The 16,455-nt window shown below is 42.6% G+C and carries 13 protein-coding genes and 1 pseudogene; 12 read left to right on the top strand and 2 right to left on the bottom strand.

Annotation, left to right across the window (positions count from 1 at the left end):
* Positions 1–66: 66 nt before the first annotated feature.
* The 12 genes and pseudogenes from ACPFYS_RS01340 (at position 67) to ACPFYS_RS01285 (ending at position 12,532) form a co-directional block, all read left to right on the top strand.
* A complete protein-coding gene (locus tag ACPFYS_RS01340; protein WP_427877147.1) occupies positions 67–2,565 on the top strand; it encodes a primosomal protein N' in 2,499 nt (832 codons plus the stop codon).
* A gap of 9 nt (positions 2,566–2,574) precedes the next feature.
* Complete coding sequence (locus tag ACPFYS_RS01335; protein WP_427877145.1) at positions 2,575–3,678, top strand: shikimate dehydrogenase family protein; 1,104 nt, start codon at positions 2,575–2,577, stop codon at positions 3,676–3,678.
* Positions 3,679–3,830: 152 nt separating this feature from the next.
* A pseudogene (rapZ, locus tag ACPFYS_RS01330) lies at positions 3,831–4,691 on the top strand (RNase adapter RapZ); the annotation flags it as partial.
* Between the two features lie 130 nt (positions 4,692–4,821).
* Entirely contained in the window at positions 4,822–5,760 is a 939-nt protein-coding gene (gene whiA, locus ACPFYS_RS01325) for a DNA-binding protein WhiA (protein WP_427877143.1), read from the top strand.
* 242 nt (positions 5,761–6,002) lie between these two features.
* Positions 6,003–7,208: a phosphoglycerate kinase gene (locus ACPFYS_RS01320; RefSeq protein ID WP_427877141.1), complete on the top strand. Its 1,206-nt coding sequence runs from the start codon at positions 6,003–6,005 to the stop codon at positions 7,206–7,208.
* 253 nt (positions 7,209–7,461) lie between these two features.
* Complete coding sequence (gene tpiA / locus ACPFYS_RS01315) at positions 7,462–8,253, top strand: triose-phosphate isomerase (RefSeq protein ID WP_427877139.1); 792 nt, start codon at positions 7,462–7,464, stop codon at positions 8,251–8,253.
* A 75-nt stretch (positions 8,254–8,328) separates the two neighbouring features.
* Entirely contained in the window at positions 8,329–8,577 is a 249-nt protein-coding gene (secG, locus tag ACPFYS_RS01310) for a preprotein translocase subunit SecG (protein ID WP_004119067.1), read from the top strand.
* Between the two features lie 57 nt (positions 8,578–8,634).
* Entirely contained in the window at positions 8,635–9,465 is an 831-nt protein-coding gene (locus tag ACPFYS_RS01305; protein WP_427877137.1) for an HAD hydrolase family protein, read from the top strand.
* Positions 9,466–10,014: 549 nt separating this feature from the next.
* On the top strand, positions 10,015–10,533 hold the full coding sequence (locus tag ACPFYS_RS01300) for a hypothetical protein (RefSeq protein ID WP_427877135.1): 519 nt from the start codon (positions 10,015–10,017) through the stop codon (positions 10,531–10,533).
* A 131-nt stretch (positions 10,534–10,664) separates the two neighbouring features.
* Positions 10,665–11,165: a hypothetical protein gene (locus tag ACPFYS_RS01295; RefSeq protein ID WP_427877133.1), complete on the top strand. Its 501-nt coding sequence runs from the start codon at positions 10,665–10,667 to the stop codon at positions 11,163–11,165.
* A gap of 15 nt (positions 11,166–11,180) precedes the next feature.
* Positions 11,181–11,960: a hypothetical protein gene (locus tag ACPFYS_RS01290; RefSeq protein WP_427877132.1), complete on the top strand. Its 780-nt coding sequence runs from the start codon at positions 11,181–11,183 to the stop codon at positions 11,958–11,960.
* Between the two features lie 50 nt (positions 11,961–12,010).
* Positions 12,011–12,532, top strand: coding sequence for a hypothetical protein (locus ACPFYS_RS01285; protein WP_427877130.1), 522 nt, complete (start codon positions 12,011–12,013; stop codon positions 12,530–12,532).
* Positions 12,533–12,864: 332 nt separating this feature from the next.
* On the opposite strand, the gene tal is transcribed toward ACPFYS_RS01285, so the two are convergent.
* Both tal and tkt read right to left on the bottom strand, forming a co-directional pair.
* Positions 12,865–13,968: a transaldolase gene (gene tal / locus ACPFYS_RS01280; RefSeq protein ID WP_427877128.1), complete on the bottom strand. Its 1,104-nt coding sequence runs from the start codon at positions 13,966–13,968 to the stop codon at positions 12,865–12,867.
* Positions 13,969–14,177: 209 nt separating this feature from the next.
* Positions 14,178–16,277: a transketolase gene (gene tkt / locus ACPFYS_RS01275; protein WP_427877126.1), complete on the bottom strand. Its 2,100-nt coding sequence runs from the start codon at positions 16,275–16,277 to the stop codon at positions 14,178–14,180.
* Between the last annotated feature and the right edge of the window lie 178 nt (positions 16,278–16,455).

Genomic DNA, 16,455 nt, shown 5'->3' with positions numbered 1-16,455 from the left:
AAATAATTTTCTGAAATTATTTTCGTAAGTTTTGCGTAAGAATTGTTTGCTAGTAAGGATGTGTTAATGCTTGAGCAACCATCATTAGACGGTTTAGAAAGAAAAGCTAAACGCAGCAGAAAAACTGTGCAAACTTCTATTGCTGCTTCTAATCCTATTGCGCATATAATGCTTGACGTTCAAGCTTTACACTTGGGAAAAACTTTCGACTATCTAGTATCGCAATCGCAAGATGAGATTGCGCAACCTGGAAGTTTAGTTCGCGTAAAATTTGGTGCGAGTAGAGTTAACGGAATTATTTGGGGAAGATCTGATAAAACGAGTACTCCAAAATCTGCTCTAAAATTTATAGATCGCGTGCTTCCAGGCGGCTCAATTGTGTCTAATTCAATGCGTAATGATATTTGCGCTATTGCTGAAGCGTACGGTGGCACTCCTGCAAATATTATTCGCCTAGCAATACCGCCTAGAGTAGCTAGCGTAGATAAAGAGCAAATTTTAGATTCGATTCATGCTTTAAGAAGCAAATCATCGTTATCTTTGCTATCTAAAAAACTCAGAGAGTACAATTCAGAAACAGTTTTCGACGGCTCTGAAAAAGTTAAGTTCACAACCGACGCTCGAATGGAAGCATCATATAGTAACGTTAATGCGCTTAAAGAAGCGTTACAGAAAGTTTCTTATGAAAATAGAATAGGATCGTCGGAAAGTTTTCTGCAAAACGCGAGTACTTACGCAAAATCATTTGTAGTAGATGCTCTTCCTGGATCTTTTAGATGGGCTCAAGATTTAGCTTGGATTATTACAACAGCCATTAGTTCTGGGCGAAAAGCTTGCGTAGTTTTACCAACATTGCGCGAAGTAAATGATCTTATGCGTGCGCTTATGGAATTTGGTTTAAAACCGTATAAAAAGTCTCCTACTCAAGGAGTTTTCTCAGGAGATGTTGCGCGTCTTTGCGCAGCAGATTCTCCAGCAGACAGGTATAGATCTTGGAAAGCAGTTGCGCAAGGTCTAGTTTCCTGCGTTCTTGGTACTAGAGCAGCTATGTATGCTCCTGTAGAAGGCAACGCGCTATTCGTTATTGTTGAAGATTGCGCATACCAGTATGCGGATGGGATGGTTCCTTACGCTCAAGCTCGCGGTGTTATGAAGCTTAGAGCAAAAACACACAATGGTGTTTTTGTGTCAATGTCTTATATGAGAAGCGCTGTAAGTCAGTGGGAAATTCAAAGCGAGTTTTCGCCTTCTAAATTTAGTCAAGTAAGCGGTAAAAGTACTCTTATTGCTCCACTTAGTAGCATAAGAAAGCAATCTTCTTCTTGGGTTCGTGTACTTAATCGTGAGGCTCTTATAAGACTTGCAGACTCTAGCATTGGGTCTAGGGTTCCGCATACTGCTGTGCGGGTTATACGTAAATCTTTAGATGAAGGGTATCCTGTTCTTCTTTCCATACCGGCTGATGGAGTAACTCAGGCAGCATCTTGCGAACACTGTCACGCGCAGGCTCGCTGTAAACGCTGCACGGGGCCTTTGGATATAAGCGAAATTAATTCTCCACGATGCAAATGGTGTGGAGCTAGTGCATTAGATTGGACTTGTGCTAATTGCGGTTCTAATCGCATACGTGCGCTTAGAGTTGGTGCTGCTGGAACTGCCCAAGAATTAAGAGGATTATTTAGAAACGTTCCAGTTTTGCTATCTTCGCCTCACCAGCCAGGCGGTATTATCGAAGTTATTGAAGAAAAGCCGGTAATAGTTGTTGCAACTCCTGGAGCAGAGCCGAGAGTTAAATCTACAAATCAGAAAAATAGCGCTTCAAAAAGTTCATCTTCTGCAGAATCATATTGCTTTACCGGAGAATATAAAACTGTTGCAATACTAGACGCTTGGAATAGTCTTTATTCTACAGGACTCGATGCAAGAATAGATACTCTTAACGCTTGGATGCGCGCAGCAGCATTGTGTGCTCCAAAATCTCGTGACGGAAGTGTACTTCTTATCGGAGAAACATATTCGTCGTGTGCACAAACTCTTTCTACATGGAATCCTTCTTTACTTGCCTCTCGTGAAATTAATGAACGAGGTCAGGCAGGTCTTCCTCCTAGCGTTTGTGCTGCATGCGTGTGGGGAGCGCGTGACGCTGTAATGAAAGCACTACACAATATTGGTGCAATTCCTAGCGCAAAGGAAAATTCACATGGAAACGAAAATAAAAGCGTGAAAAGCAATGAAGAAGTGTCCTCGCAATTTTCAGCAATTTTGCCGATGATTTCTATAGACATTAGTGCTGATGATTCTGAGTCTTCCGTAAAAAATTCTCGCGCAGAATCAATTGTTATACCACCACTTTTAGGTGTTGTTCCTATGCATCCGCCTGTTACGGATAATTATCAGCATTTTGATGAACTTGACGATCGCGTAAAAGCAGTAGTAAGAGTTCCGCTTTCGTGGAGGCAGGAATTAGTGGATCGTTTGCTAAAAGAAGTAGCTCATCACATAGCAACACGAGCTGCTGGAGAATTACGTTTTTGTGTTGATCCAAAAGACTTACTAGCGTACTGAGGAGTGATTATGTCAAAAATATACAATTGCGCAGTTTTAGGAGATCCGATTGCGCATTCGTTGTCTCCCGTATTGCACAACGCGGCTTATAAAGCTCTAGGACTTACAAATTGGCAATATTGCAAGAAAAAAGTAAGCGAAACTGAGTTAGATAATTTTATTCGTAACTTAGATGAATCTTGGAAAGGCTTAAGTCTTACTATGCCGCTTAAAAAAACGGTAATGGAACTCGGAACATCTTGCGATTACTGGTCAAGCGCGCTTAACGTGGCAAATACGGCAGTTTTTATAAGCAACCCAGAAACTGCTTTAAAATCGCAAATCGAACTGTATAACACAGACGTAAGAGGCATAGTAGAAACGTTTAGGAGAGCATTACAGAAAAGCGTATGTGAAGTAAAAAAAGCTGTTATTATTGGCAGCGGAAATACTGCATCTTCTGCTATGGCAGCTTTGATTGAGATTGCGCAAATCTCAAAACTTGAAAAGGTGCAAGTTGTTGCGAGAGTAGCGAATAGTGGGACTATAAAAGGCGTTGAAATAAAAGGCGTTGAACGTTTTAATAATCTTGCTCAAAAATATTGCGATGATTTTCCCAATAAAAGACGCATAGAAAAACCGGTAAGCGGTATCGAATTTCCTACAATAAGCGAAGAAGTATTTTCAAAATTCGCTGAGCGCAGTGCAGAAAAATTATCAGAATGTGATAAATCTCTCATTTTGAAATCTCTAAGCTCAACAGACGCAATTTGCGCAATAGCAGAAGCGGATATAGTAATTAGCACTGTTCCAGCGCACGTAGCAGATGGGTTAGCAGTAGCGCTAAAAGCATACTGCCAAAATCAGGGATTAAAAAAATTAGGAACATTGCTTGACGTAGTTTACGATCCGCGTCCAAGTGCTTTGCTTAACGTATGGAGACAGTACGGATGCGGAATTGGCGGAGAAGAAATGCTTTTGTATCAAGCTTTAGAACAAGTAAAGCTTATGACGTTTGATTACAGGCATTCTGAAGATAATTCTGAAGATAATTCTGAAGATGATTCTGACAAGGCTACAGATTACGATTGCTTAAGTAGTTGCATGCGAAAGGCATTACAGGAGGCATTATGAACGCTAGTAAGCAGCATGATGTTAGCAAAAAGCCAAGTGAAAAATTAAAAGCAACTTTGAAAACAAACAAGACGAACGCAACAAGCGTAACAAATGCTGATTCAAGTAATTTAAGTAACTTAAAAGACTTAAATGACTTAAATCAAACAAGCGATTTCGAAGTAATGCTAATCACTGGAATGAGCGGAGCTGGGCGCTCGCATGCTGCCAACGCGTTAGAAGATATGGGCTGGTATGTAATTGATAATCTACCTCCAAAACTTCTTATTCCTCTTGTAGACATGATGACTTCTTCAGGCTCTAAAGTACATAAGTTAGCTGCCGTTATAGATGTGCGCTCAAGAGGATATTTTGATGATTTATTCGCAGTTTTAGGGCATATTGATGATCTTGGTGTGAAGACTCGCATACTTTTCTTAGATGCATCTGATTCTGTGCTCATAAAACGTTACGAGTCTGTTCGTAGGCCGCATCCATTGCAACGCGGTGGTAGACTTATCGACGGAATTCGAGAAGAGCGAGAGCTTCTTGGACATTTGAAAGATTGCGCAGATATTATCATAGATACTTCATCTCTTAGTATTCACCAGCTTTCAACTAAACTTTATGAGGCTCTTCTTGGGAAAGGATCATCAACAGTTTCAGTACACATTTTCAGTTTCGGATTCAAATATGGAATGCCAATTGATGCTGATTTTGTAGCTGATATGAGATTTTTGCCAAATCCGTACTGGGTTCCAGAGCTTAGAGAATTAACGGGAAGAGATAAAGCTGTAAGTGATTACGTGCTATCAAATCCTTCAGCTAAAGCTTTTCTTGACTCGTACGAAAAGGCTTTACTAACTGCTATAGATGGATTTGCAAAAGAAGATAAACATTATGTGACCATTGCTGTAGGATGTACAGGAGGTCAACATCGTTCTGTAGCGGCTAGTATAGAACTTGCAAGGCGGCTTAGATTACACGGTTTGCAAGTTACAGTATCCGCACGTGAACTACAATATAGGTCGTAAAAGTTTTGATAGCTATGTAAAATGTCCAGCGCATTCGGTATCACAGAAAGCCGAGCATGTCGATGTTTTGCGCATCAACTACGAATCCAACACGCATACTTGAAGAAGAACAAAAGTAGGAGGTTGTCCCTTGGCTCTTCTTGACGACGTCAAAAACGAACTCGTTTCGAACGATAATGAGCTCCCGACTGTCATTATGGCTCAAGCGGCAGCGATGATGCGTTTTGGAGGCGGTTTGCGTCCAGTAAATAATCAGGCCGTTATCCGCGCACAATTTGACTCACAGTCTGCTGCGGACTGGCTTGTTGCTGTTATACGCTCACACTTCCAGCGCGAAGCTACAGTATCTCAAATCTCGCGTCAAACGCCTACAGGAACTGTAGTTAGATATGATGTTCTAGTTGATAGAGGTGCAGCTGCTCTTGCGCTTCAAGCCGGCCTTCTTGACCGCAGAATGCGTATTGTTGCAGGACTCGCTCCTGAGATTGTCGGCGGAAGTATTGCGCAAGTTAAAGCCGCATGGCGTGGAGCATTTTTGGCACACGGTGCTATTTCCGATCCAGGCAAAGCTAGTTATTTGGAAGTCGTTTGCCCAACTCATGAAGCAGCTAACGCTTTGCAAGCTATGGCAGCGCGATTGGGTATTACTGCCAAAGTTCGACAGGTTAGAAGCTCTGAGCGAGTTACTTTGCGAGATTCAGATGCCATCGAGCGCATGCTTAATTTGATTGGTGCTCCTCGCTCTGCTCGTGAATGGACTGGTAAGCGTTCTGATGGAGAAGCTCGCGGAAAAGCTAATCGTCTAGCAAACTTTGATGATGCTAATATGCGTCGTAGTGCGAAGGCTGCTGCTGAAGCTTGCGAAAAAGTACGTCACGCTTTCGAAATTTTGGGTGATGACATTCCAGATAATCTGCTTATGGCAGGTCGTTTGCGTTTGGAACACAGTGACGCAAGCTTAGAGGAGCTTGGTCACTTAGCAGATCCTCCTATTACGAAGGATGCTATTGCCGGTCGAATTCGTAGACTTCTTCAGCTTTCTGCAAAAGTTGAAAAATCGCGAATGTAATTGCGGAAGTAGTTGCGAGCGTAATTACGGAAGTAGTTGCAAAAGTAATATAAATCTTTTATAAATCTTTTATAAATCTTTGGCGTTGAAGTGCTGACTTTTCTCAGCTTTCAGCGCCATTTTTAAAATTTATGAGATGTTATAGTTATGCGATACAATTGCGCGTGGCATGTATTGACATTCTAGGCTTGATTTAGCGATGTATGTCTAAAATTAGCCAGCATGTTTTGGAAAGGATACCAATGAAGACACTTAAAGATTTGGGAGATTTGAGCGGCAAGCGCGTTTTAGTTCGTGCAGATTTTAACGTTCCTCTTAAGGGAACGACTATCACTGATGATGGTCGTATTCGTGCTGCTTTACCAACCATTAAGGCTTTGCGTGAGCAAGGTGCTAAGGTGATTTTAATGGCTCATCTTGGTCGTCCAAAGGGTCAGGTTGTTCCAGAGCTTTCCTTAGCTCCAGTTGCTGCTCGTTTGGGTGAACTTCTTGGCGTTAATGTTGCTTTAGCTGCAGACACTTATGGAGAGGATGCTCAAGCTAAGGTTGCTGCCATGAACAATGGTGATGTTGTTTTGCTTGAAAACGTTCGTTTCAACGCTGAAGAAACCAGCAAGAATGAGGCTGAGCGTGCTGAATATGCCAAGAAGATTGCTTCTCTTGGTGACGTGTTTGTTTCCGACGGCTTCGGCGTTGTGCACCGCGCTCAGGGTTCAAATTACGATGTTGCTGCCGATCTTCCAGCTGCTGCAGGTTTGCTTGTTGAGAAGGAAGTTAAGGCACTTTCTCGCGCAACTGAAAACCCAGAGCGTCCTTTGACTGTCGTGCTTGGCGGTTCAAAGGTTTCCGACAAGCTCGGCGTTATCGAAAACTTGCTTTCTAAGGCTGATCGTCTTGTTATTGGCGGCGGTATGGTGTTCACATTCCTCAAGGCTTTGGGTCACGAAGTTGGTACTTCTTTGCTCGAGGAAGATCAGCTCGAGAAAGTTAAGGGATACATTGAAACCGCTAAGAAGAATGGCGTTGAGCTTGTTCTTCCAACTGATATTGTTGTGAACGCTGGCTTCCCAGCAGGAGACACTCCAGTTGCTCCAGAAGTAGTTCCAGCAGACGCTATTCCTGCAGACAAGATGGGCTTGGATATTGGCCCTGATTCTCAGAAGATTTTCCACGACAAGATTGTTGATTCTAAGACTGTTGTTTGGAATGGTCCTATGGGTGTGTTCGAGGTTCCAGAGTTTGCAGCTGGTACTCGCGCTGTAGCACAAGGCTTAGTTGATGCCACTAAGAACGGCACTTTCACTATCGTTGGCGGTGGTGATTCTGCTTCTGCAGTTCGCAACCTTGGCTTCTCAGAAGATGGTTTCTCGCACATTTCCACTGGCGGTGGCGCTTCCCTCGAATTCTTGGAGGGTAAGACTCTTCCAGGCTTGAGCGTACTTGAGTAAGTAGCAATTAGGCGAGTAGTCTAAATCTAAAAATTAGTTAATTAGTTAGTTAATTAAATTAATTAATATAATTTGCTATTTAAGATTGTGCCGGCTTATGGAGATTTGCGTAATGCTTATCGAAATGAGTCGGCACAATTTAAATTAAGCGCGCTGAAAGTAGCTCAAAGAAGTAGCTTAAAGAAATAGTATAAGTAAATATCATAAGGTAGAAGTTACGTACTTAGTTTAGTTTGAAGTAAGAAGGATGATCATGAGATCCAATCGAACTGCTTTAGTGGTCGGTAATTGGAAAATGAATTTCGACCATCGTGAAGCTACTTATTTTGTACAAAAATTCGCTTGGAAACTTCGCGAATCGCATTTCAACTATTCTAATTGTGACGTAGCTATTATGCCGCCTTTTACTTCAATTCGTAGCGTACAAGTCTTAATTGAATCAGATAAGCTTAGTATAAAATACGGTGCACAAACTGTTTCTGTAACAGCGCAGGGAGCTTTTACTGGAGACGTGTCTGCAGATATGCTTGCAAGTCTGGGCTGCTCAATGGTTATTGTTGGTCATTCTGAGCGCAGAAAATATCATCCTGAAGATGACGCAAATATTGTAGATGAGGTTCGTGCTGTGCTCGCAGCTGGAATGCAGCCTATTCTTTGTGTTGGTGAAAGCCTTAAGGAGCGTCAGCAGGGAATTGCTTTAGATTTTGCCGTAGGTCAAGTTCATGACGTAACGCGCGATTTAGACGCAAAGCAAGCAGAGCGTTTGATTATTGCATACGAGCCTGTTTGGGCTATCGGTACGGGTATGGTTGCAACTGCTCAATCCGCTCAAGAGGCAGCGTCAGCTATTCGTGAAGATTTACGTGATACTTTTGGAAATGCAGTATCAGATAAAATTCGTATTCTTTACGGTGGATCTGTTACTTCATCTAATGCAGCCAGCTTAATTGTTGAGCCTGATGTTGACGGATTTTTGGTCGGCGGTGCTTCACTTGATGCTGATGAGTTTGCTAATATTGTGCGTCTTGCTGCAGCCGCTCAGTAAATTAATGTTGATATGTGTCGGTAGTCAAAGGCTTTTACTAAGCTACTTAAAGTACTGTAAAACAGGAGGTTGGTTGTGTCCACTGTAAAAATTATTTTGCAGGTGCTGCTTGTGCTTACTAGCATTTTGCTCACTTTGTTGATTTTGATGCACAAGGGCAAGGGCGGCGGCCTTTCCGACATGTTCGGTGGCGGTTTAACCAAGAATGCCGGTAGCTCTGGTGTTGCAGAAAAGAATTTGAATCGATGGACTGTGATTATTGCACTCATCTGGGTTGCTGTGATTGTGGCTCTGAATTTGATGACTAAGTTCTCATTGATTTAAGATTGTTTTTAAATAGTGCGGTTTCGGCCGCGCTTTTTTGTAAAAAGTGGTGCGCTAATGTTGATGTTCAGTCCGTCTCTTATAGTAGCGGATTTGGATGGCACGATGCTGCATGATGCAGACGCTTTCGAGAATAGGTTTTTAACTCAGCAAACTATTGATGCTGTTTCTGAAGTTAAAAGAAAAACTCGAGTTCCTTTTGCTATTATTACTGCTCGTCCAGTTTGTGCTGCTCTTAACATAATAAAGTCTCTTAATGCTGACGTTTGCGCTTATTTGAATGGTGCGCTAATAGATTTTGATGCTAACAATTCAAGCGAATCTGTTTTGGCTTCTCAAAATCAGTCTGATTCAGTAGTTCGATTTGGTTTTTCTTCAAAGCGCGCTTGTGAAGTTTGCTTGAGTCTACTTTGCGCAATACCTACGTTACGCATAGGTATTGTTATGAATGATATTCGATACACTAATTTCGATTTACATACATTGTGGAAGTCAAGTAATTTTATTCGCACTGATTTTCGCGATATTCCAGATGGTATTGCAGACAAAATAATTATTGTTCCGCGAGATAGTGAAAAATTGCGTTTGCAGAGTGCTCTTCCAGACGATTTTTCCTTGCATATTAGCGAAGATGTTTTGTGGATGCTTACAAATCCTCTTGCAAACAAGGGACACGCGTTGAATGTTATTTGTGAGCGTTTGAGCGTAAAGCCTAGTAGAACTGTTGTTTTTGGCGACGATATTATCGATATTGACATGTTCCGTGCCGGAGGATACGGGGTAGCAGTGGTGAATAGTAATCCACGGCTTCTTGCTATTGCGGACGATGTTTGCGCTTCTAACAACGACGATGGCGTTGCTAGCTGGCTTCAAAACGAATTACTCTAGCGGTTTATTGAAATTATCAAAATCGTACGGATCTTTTTCACACGCTGTTACTGGGTGAAAGCAGGTTGTCGTGTGCGCTTACTCAGTTGATAGAAACTGTCGAAAACATCGGTCGATTTGGTGTTTTCGACAGTTTGGGCTTGCTTTTTGTTTATTTCATCAGATGATTTGGTGTTTTTGACAGTTTAGGCTTGCTTTTTGTTTATTTCACCAAATGGTTTGGTGTTTTCGACAATTTTAAGCAAGCGACAAAGAAATTGCGTTAGGCACGTTCTCATACTTCCGCATCTACAAAAGACAAACTGTGCCAGCAATGAATAAACTGCATCGAGTGTTATTTGTGCAGAAATCGTACTGCGCGCGTGTCTGTTTCTTTAGTTTTTAAGGCAAGTGCGCTATAGCTGTTACGGAGCTATTGGAGTATATTTGTAAGTGTTGAGAGAAAATTTTGCTTTGTGATGTTTTTAAATATTGCGAAATATTGCAAGGTAGCGTTAAGTAGTGTGAAGTGGCACCACTTAGCGTTAAGTAGTGATAAGGAGTGTGAAGGTGAAACGTAAGTATAGGATTGTTTCTAGCTGTTTGACTGTATTGCTCAGTTGCATGTGTGGTTTGAGCGCGTGTGGTGAGCCTTCTGCTAGTGATATGCCTGCTAACGGTGGTTTTGAATCTACTAATGCTTCGGATCCTGCAAGTGGCTCTTCCGTTTCTAATGACGCTGGTAGTAAGAATTCACCAGAAACTATATCTCTTAAAGAAGTAGCTAAAAAATGCAACTTTAAGCAATTGAACTCTGATGAAAATGACTATCTCTTTGATGCAGTTCTTATAGATGGAGACCAAGATGCTTCTGGAGAGAAATTTAAGAAAGATTATGCCTGTGCTATAAAAAATGTTAATCCTGGAGACCCAGTTGCAGAAAAATTTAGCGATAAACTAGAATCTTTAGATATCAGAACTCTTTCTGTTAATTTTGAAAACTATGACAAATATATGCCACCATATTTGGGTAACACTTATTACGTATATCCTACTTACGAGGGTATAAAAATAGTAAAACTTAAATAAGCATTTTTTTTATTAGCAAATCATCCGTTTGATGTCAGAAATATTATTGAGTTAGTTCGTATTTCATAATATCGGCATCAGACATTGATTATTAGATTTTATATGTATAAATAATGGAGTTGTTAGCAGTTATGAGTAGAGCAAAAAAATTTATATATTTTGCAGTATCTTTATCAATAGCCTTAACAGGTTTATCTGGCTGCGGTGAGAATAAGGATAAAATAAATTCTTCGAGTACGTCGGGGGATCCTATTAAGTCGTTAGCTGCAGAGTGTGGATTAAAGGTTGTAAAAGACCCTGTATTTTCTAAATATGACATGGCGATTATTAATGGTTTTAAAACGATTAATGATTTTAATAAAACTAAGTTGTGCTTGCTAAAATCTAATATTTCTACTGCAAATCAAGATAATATGTACACAACAGGGGCAGGTTCTTTTAGATATTTAAATTCGGATGTTGTTGCAATTGATCAATACAATGATGATCCTGAAGAGTACTACTACTGGTCATCTCCTTTAGTGAAGTGCAGTGGCAATTCCGATGAGGCACATTGTTATAATTATATTTTTATTATGAATAAAGAAGATTTTAACAAGTTAAATCTTGATCGATTGAATAGTCTGAAATAAATATTGAGAAATATTTTGAAATATTGCAAGGTAGCGTTAAGTAGTGCGAAGTGGCATCACTTAGCGTTAAGTAGTGCGAAGTGGCATCACTTAGCGTTAAGTAGTGCGAAGTGGCATCACTTAGCGTTAAGTAGTGATAAGGAGTATGAAGTGAAACGTAAGTATAGGATTGTTTCTAGCTGTTTGACTGTATTGCTCAGTTGCATGTGTGGTTTGAGTGCGTGTGGAGAGTCTGCTCAAACTGGTGGAACTGCTATGGGTTCTGTTAACAATGGCGCTAACCATTCTAAAAATGTAACTATTAGGGAGGCAGCTATTGCATGCAATATCCCTGAATGGCAAGTCTTACCTGGATATTTGGGACATTTTACACTTTCTACCCAAGAACATGTAGATGATACTAGTTACTCTGAATATTTGGAACATACTGCACTTCCTTCTACCAAAGAATACGTAGATGATCCTAGTTCATCTGAATATGGTGGTGAGTATACGTATTCTAGAGAAAATAGTAGTCGTATATTGCATTCTTTGACTAAAGTTATTCCTTGTGTTATTCGAGAATTAAATCCGGATGATCCTAAAGCTTTCGAATTAGCTTCTAAAGTAGAGAAAACATTCAGTAATTACAGTCCTGATAATCTTAATGAATACTTTAAGGAAAATGACATCTCGTTCATTAATTATGTTGGACGTTCGTATGTAATAATGACACATCCTTATAAAGGAATTAAGTTAAACGCTATTAGTGTTAACATGTTTAACATTTTATCTTCTAAGAGGAGTCTCTTATAAGAGGTAACTAGAAGTTGATTTTTATTTGTTGTAAAAGGAGTTATTTTAGCATGTTTAAGAGAATAGTTGCATCTGTTTCTGCAGTTGCTGCTGTAATGTGTTTGTGCAGCTGTGGCTCAGACAGTAATAGTGTTAAGAACAATGTAGCTAATAATATTAGTTTAGTTGCTAATAATTGTGGTATAACCGAGCTTTCTAAGGAGCCTTTATATAATAAGGAAGATATTTATATAAAGAATAATTTCTCGTCTTTTGATGACTTTGCTAATAAAGTAAGCTGTTTAGCTAATTCTATTGATCCGAATGATCCTGCTTTAAAAGATCAGTTAAAAGTATCTAAAGATTTTTATGATAAGAAGAAGGAATACGCAGGTTATTATTTTCATGGAGACTACGGAATATTCATGAGATATAGCCCTTCTGATAAGTGCGGTTGGGTATATAATCCAGGTGTGTTTGCAAACGTTAGTTCTAAAATCGATGGATCTAAATATTGTCGCGTTATACTTTTGATTAGCAGGGATAGCGTTAACGATATGATTCAATATGGTAACTCTCAAAAAAAGAATTAATTAAACATTACTAGGCTGTAGAGTGGCACTTATTTTTCGGACATTCGTGCCGTAAGTGTACTGCGCGAATGTCCGAAAATGGGTAAAATCAGATACTCGCGCAGTAACTGTACTGCGTGCGTGTCCGAAAAGTGCAAATCGGACGTAAATATCAGTAAATCGGATGCGTTCTACAAAATACGGACGTGTTCGCAAAATTTACGGACGTTTTCTTGTTTTTTTTTTGGACGCAAACCGCACAATAAGAACTGCACAATAACAAAAGCCGCACATGTGTGAATTAATCCACGAACATGTGCGGCTTCTGTTATTTATTTAATGATTTAATCAAATCAGGCGTTTACGCGATCGATGCCGGACTGCACGTCAGCAATCACGGAATCCCAAGACTTGATGAAGGCGGCAACACCGTCAGCCTCAAGCTTGTCGGTAACGTCCTTGATGTTGATGCCAAGCTCAGCAAGCTTGTTCATAACAGCGTGGCTCTCTTCGTAAGTACCCTTAACGGAAGGAGCACCGTTGCCGTGATCAGCAAGAGCGTTCAAAGTCTTCTCTGGCATGGTGTTAACAACATGCTCAGCAACCAACTCGTCAACATACTTGCAATCGGAGTAAGTTGCGTTCTTGGTGCCGGTAGAAGCCCAAAGAGGACGCTGCTTCTTTGCGCCCTTAGCTTCAAGAGCAGCCCAACGTGGGTCAGATGCGAACTTCTTCTCGAAGAGTTCGTAAGCCAAGCGAGCGTTAGCAACAGCAGCCTTGCCTTCAAGAGCCTTAGCTTCATCGGAGCCGTTAGCTTCGAGGAGCTTGTCAACAGCGCTATCAACGCGGGAGACGAAGAAGGAAGCTACGGAACCAATGTGCTTCAAGTCGTGGCCGTTAGCATCTGCCTGAGCGATACCTTCGATGAAGGCGTCAATAACCTGCTCGTAGCGCTCGAGGGAGAAGATCAAGGTTACATTCACGGAAATACCCTTAGCGAGGGTAGCGGTGATAGCTGGAAGACCTTCCAAAGTTGCAGGAATCTTGATCATAACGTTTGGACGATCAACCTTTGCCCAAAGCTCTTCAGCCTGCTTCTCAGTGTTAGCAGTATCGTGAGCCAAGCGTGGATCAACTTCGATGGAAACGCGGCCGTCAACGAAATCAGTCTTTTCAGCAATCTCGCGGAAGATATCGGTTGCGTTACGAACATCGGTGGTGGTCAACTCGCGGATAGCGGTTTCGACATCAACCTTGCCGAGTTCCTTAAGCTGTGCATCGTATGGGCCAACCTGGCTCAAAGCCTTCTGGAAGATGGATGGGTTGGTGGTAACGCCAACAACATTCTTATTAGCAATCAAATCCTGCAAAGAACCGGATTCAATGCGGGTACGGGACAAATCGTCCAACCAAATAGAAACGCCGGAATCGCTGGTGCGCTGCGTTGCTTCAGTCATGTTATCTCCTTAACACTGTGCTCCACCAATTGGGGCACGTCGGTATTTTGGCGTTTTTACAAGAAACAGCGGTTGATGCAGAACCAACGGTAGCTCGGCATCAACACGCCATCGCTGTTTCCTGTGAAGTAGCTAAATTAGCACTTCTAGTTTTGCGATGAATCAATTTTATTTTGATACATCAAGCTTTATTTTGCTTACTTTCTATCTTAAGCGCGAGCTTCTTCGATAGAAGCCTTAGCAGCTTCTACTACGTGCTCAGCAGTAATGCCCAAGTCGATCATGTTCTGACCGCCGTCACCCTGCAAGCCGTACTGTTCGATAGAAACAGCCTTGCCGCAATCGCCAAGATACTTGTACCAAGGCAATGCCAAGCCAGCTTCGATGGAAACGCGAGCCTTGACGGACTTTGGCAAGATTGCTTCCTTGTACTCTTCGTCCTGCTCTTCGAACCACTCGAGAGATGGCATGGAAAGAACGCGAGCCTTAACGCCTTCTGCAGCCAAAGTCTTGGCGCCGGCAACAGCCCACTGAACTTCGGAACCGGTTGCCATGATGATTACGTCTGGAGTGCCTTCGCAATCAACCAAAACGTAAGCGCCGTGCTTCACGCCTTCGCGAGCCTTTTCAGCAGTCTCAGCGAGAGTTGGAACACCCTGGCGAGTCAAAATCATGGCAGTTGGGTAGCTGTTCTTCTTCTCGAAGAAGTAGCGGTAAGCTTCAGCAGTCTCATACTCATCTGCAGGGCGCACAACCTCAAGCTGAGGAATAGCGCGGAAAGCAGCCAAGTGTTCGATTGGCTGGTGAGTTGGACCATCTTCGCCCAAGGCTACGGAATCGTGGGTCCAAACGTAGAGGTTTGGAATCTCCATCAAAGCAGCCAAGCGAACTGCTGGGCGCTCGTAGTCAGAGAACTGGAAGAAGGTGCCGTTGAATGGGCGAGTGTCAGAACCAAGCAAAATACCGTTGGTAATAGCACCCATTGCGAACTCACGCACACCGAAGTGAAGCTGACGACCGTACTCGGAAACGTTTGGCCAAGTGCGAGTTGCATCCTCGGATGGGCCGAAGGAGTCAGCACCCTTAATGTTGGTGTTGTTGGAGCCGCCCAAATCAGCGGAACCACCCCAAAGTTCTGGCATAACAGCAGCAATTGCGTTAAGAACTGCGCCGGAAGCCTTACGGGTAGCAACCTTAGAGCCAACTTCGAAGCCAGCAACCAAGTCGTCAATAGCCTTGTCGAAGCCTTCAGGAAGCTTGCCAGCCTTAATGCGCTCGTAGAGAGCAGCCTTATCTGGGTTGGCAGCAGCCCACTTTGCAAGAGCTTCATCCCAAGCCTTGTGAGCAGCCAATCCGCGCTCTGCAACCTTGCGAGCATGAGCCAAAGCTTCTTCGTCGATTGGGAAGGAAACTTCTGGGTCGAAACCGCAAAGTTCCTTCAAGCCCTTAACAGCTTCTTCACCAAGCTTAGAGCCGTGGGAAGCTTCGTTGTTGGTCTTGCCTGGGGTTGGCCAAGCAATCAAAGTATTAACCTTAATGAAGTGAGGCTTATCGGTAACTTCCTGAGCCTTTTCGATAGCAGCAGCCAAAGCCTGAACGTCTTCCTTGTAGGAGCCGTCTGGCTGGATGAAGCTAACTTCATCGGTGTACCAACCGTATGCACGGTAACGAGCAAGAATATCTTCAGAGAAGGTGAGCTTAGTGTCGCCTTCAATCTGAATGTGGTTTGCATCGAAGATTACGGTTAAATTGCCGAGCTTCTGGTTTCCAGCCAAGGAAGCAGCTTCAGAAGAAACACCTTCCTCAACGTCGCCTTCGCCGCAGATAACCCAAACCTTGTGATCGAATGGGGAAGTACCAGCTGGAGCTTCTGGGTCAAGAAGACCGCGCTCAAAACGCTGGCCGTAAGCGAAACCAACAGCAGAAGCAAGACCCTGGCCAAGAGGACCAGTTGTTATTTCGATGCCTGGGGTTAAGCCATACTCTGGATGGCCTGGAGTACGCGTGTCAGCGCCGCCACGGAAATACTTGAGATCGTCAAGAGTCAAGCCGTAACCAGAGAAGAACAACTGCACGTATTGCGTAAGCGAAGCGTGACCGCCAGAAAGAATAAAACGATCGCGGCCAGCCCACTTTGGGTCAGCAGGATCGTGCTTAATGAAGTGCTGGTACAGGGTGTACGCAATTGGTGCCAATGAAACAGGGGAGCCAGGATGTCCGTGTCCTGCTCGCTCAACAGCATCAGCCGAGAGAACCTTCGCCATTTTTACGGCGCGCTCGTCTAATGCAGACCAGTTGAAATCGGTCATGTGATCTACTTTCCTTCCAATAATCCGGGTTTTAAGCACAGCTTACGCTGGCTTTTTACCCTCTCATTGCCCTTCAATCCTATCTTTCATATGCGACGAATATGTTACAAAGTGTGTCAAAAGTTTGCGTTTATGTGCTGTTGAGTGATTGTGAAAAAGACTACAATAGAAAATGTTG

Source organism: Gardnerella sp. 2492, assembly GCF_050320365.1.
In the GTDB taxonomy this organism is placed as follows: Bacteria; Actinomycetota; Actinomycetes; order Actinomycetales; family Bifidobacteriaceae; genus Bifidobacterium.
The sequence above is the reverse complement of the archived record's forward strand: the minus strand, read 5'-3'. Positions and strand labels throughout refer to the sequence as shown.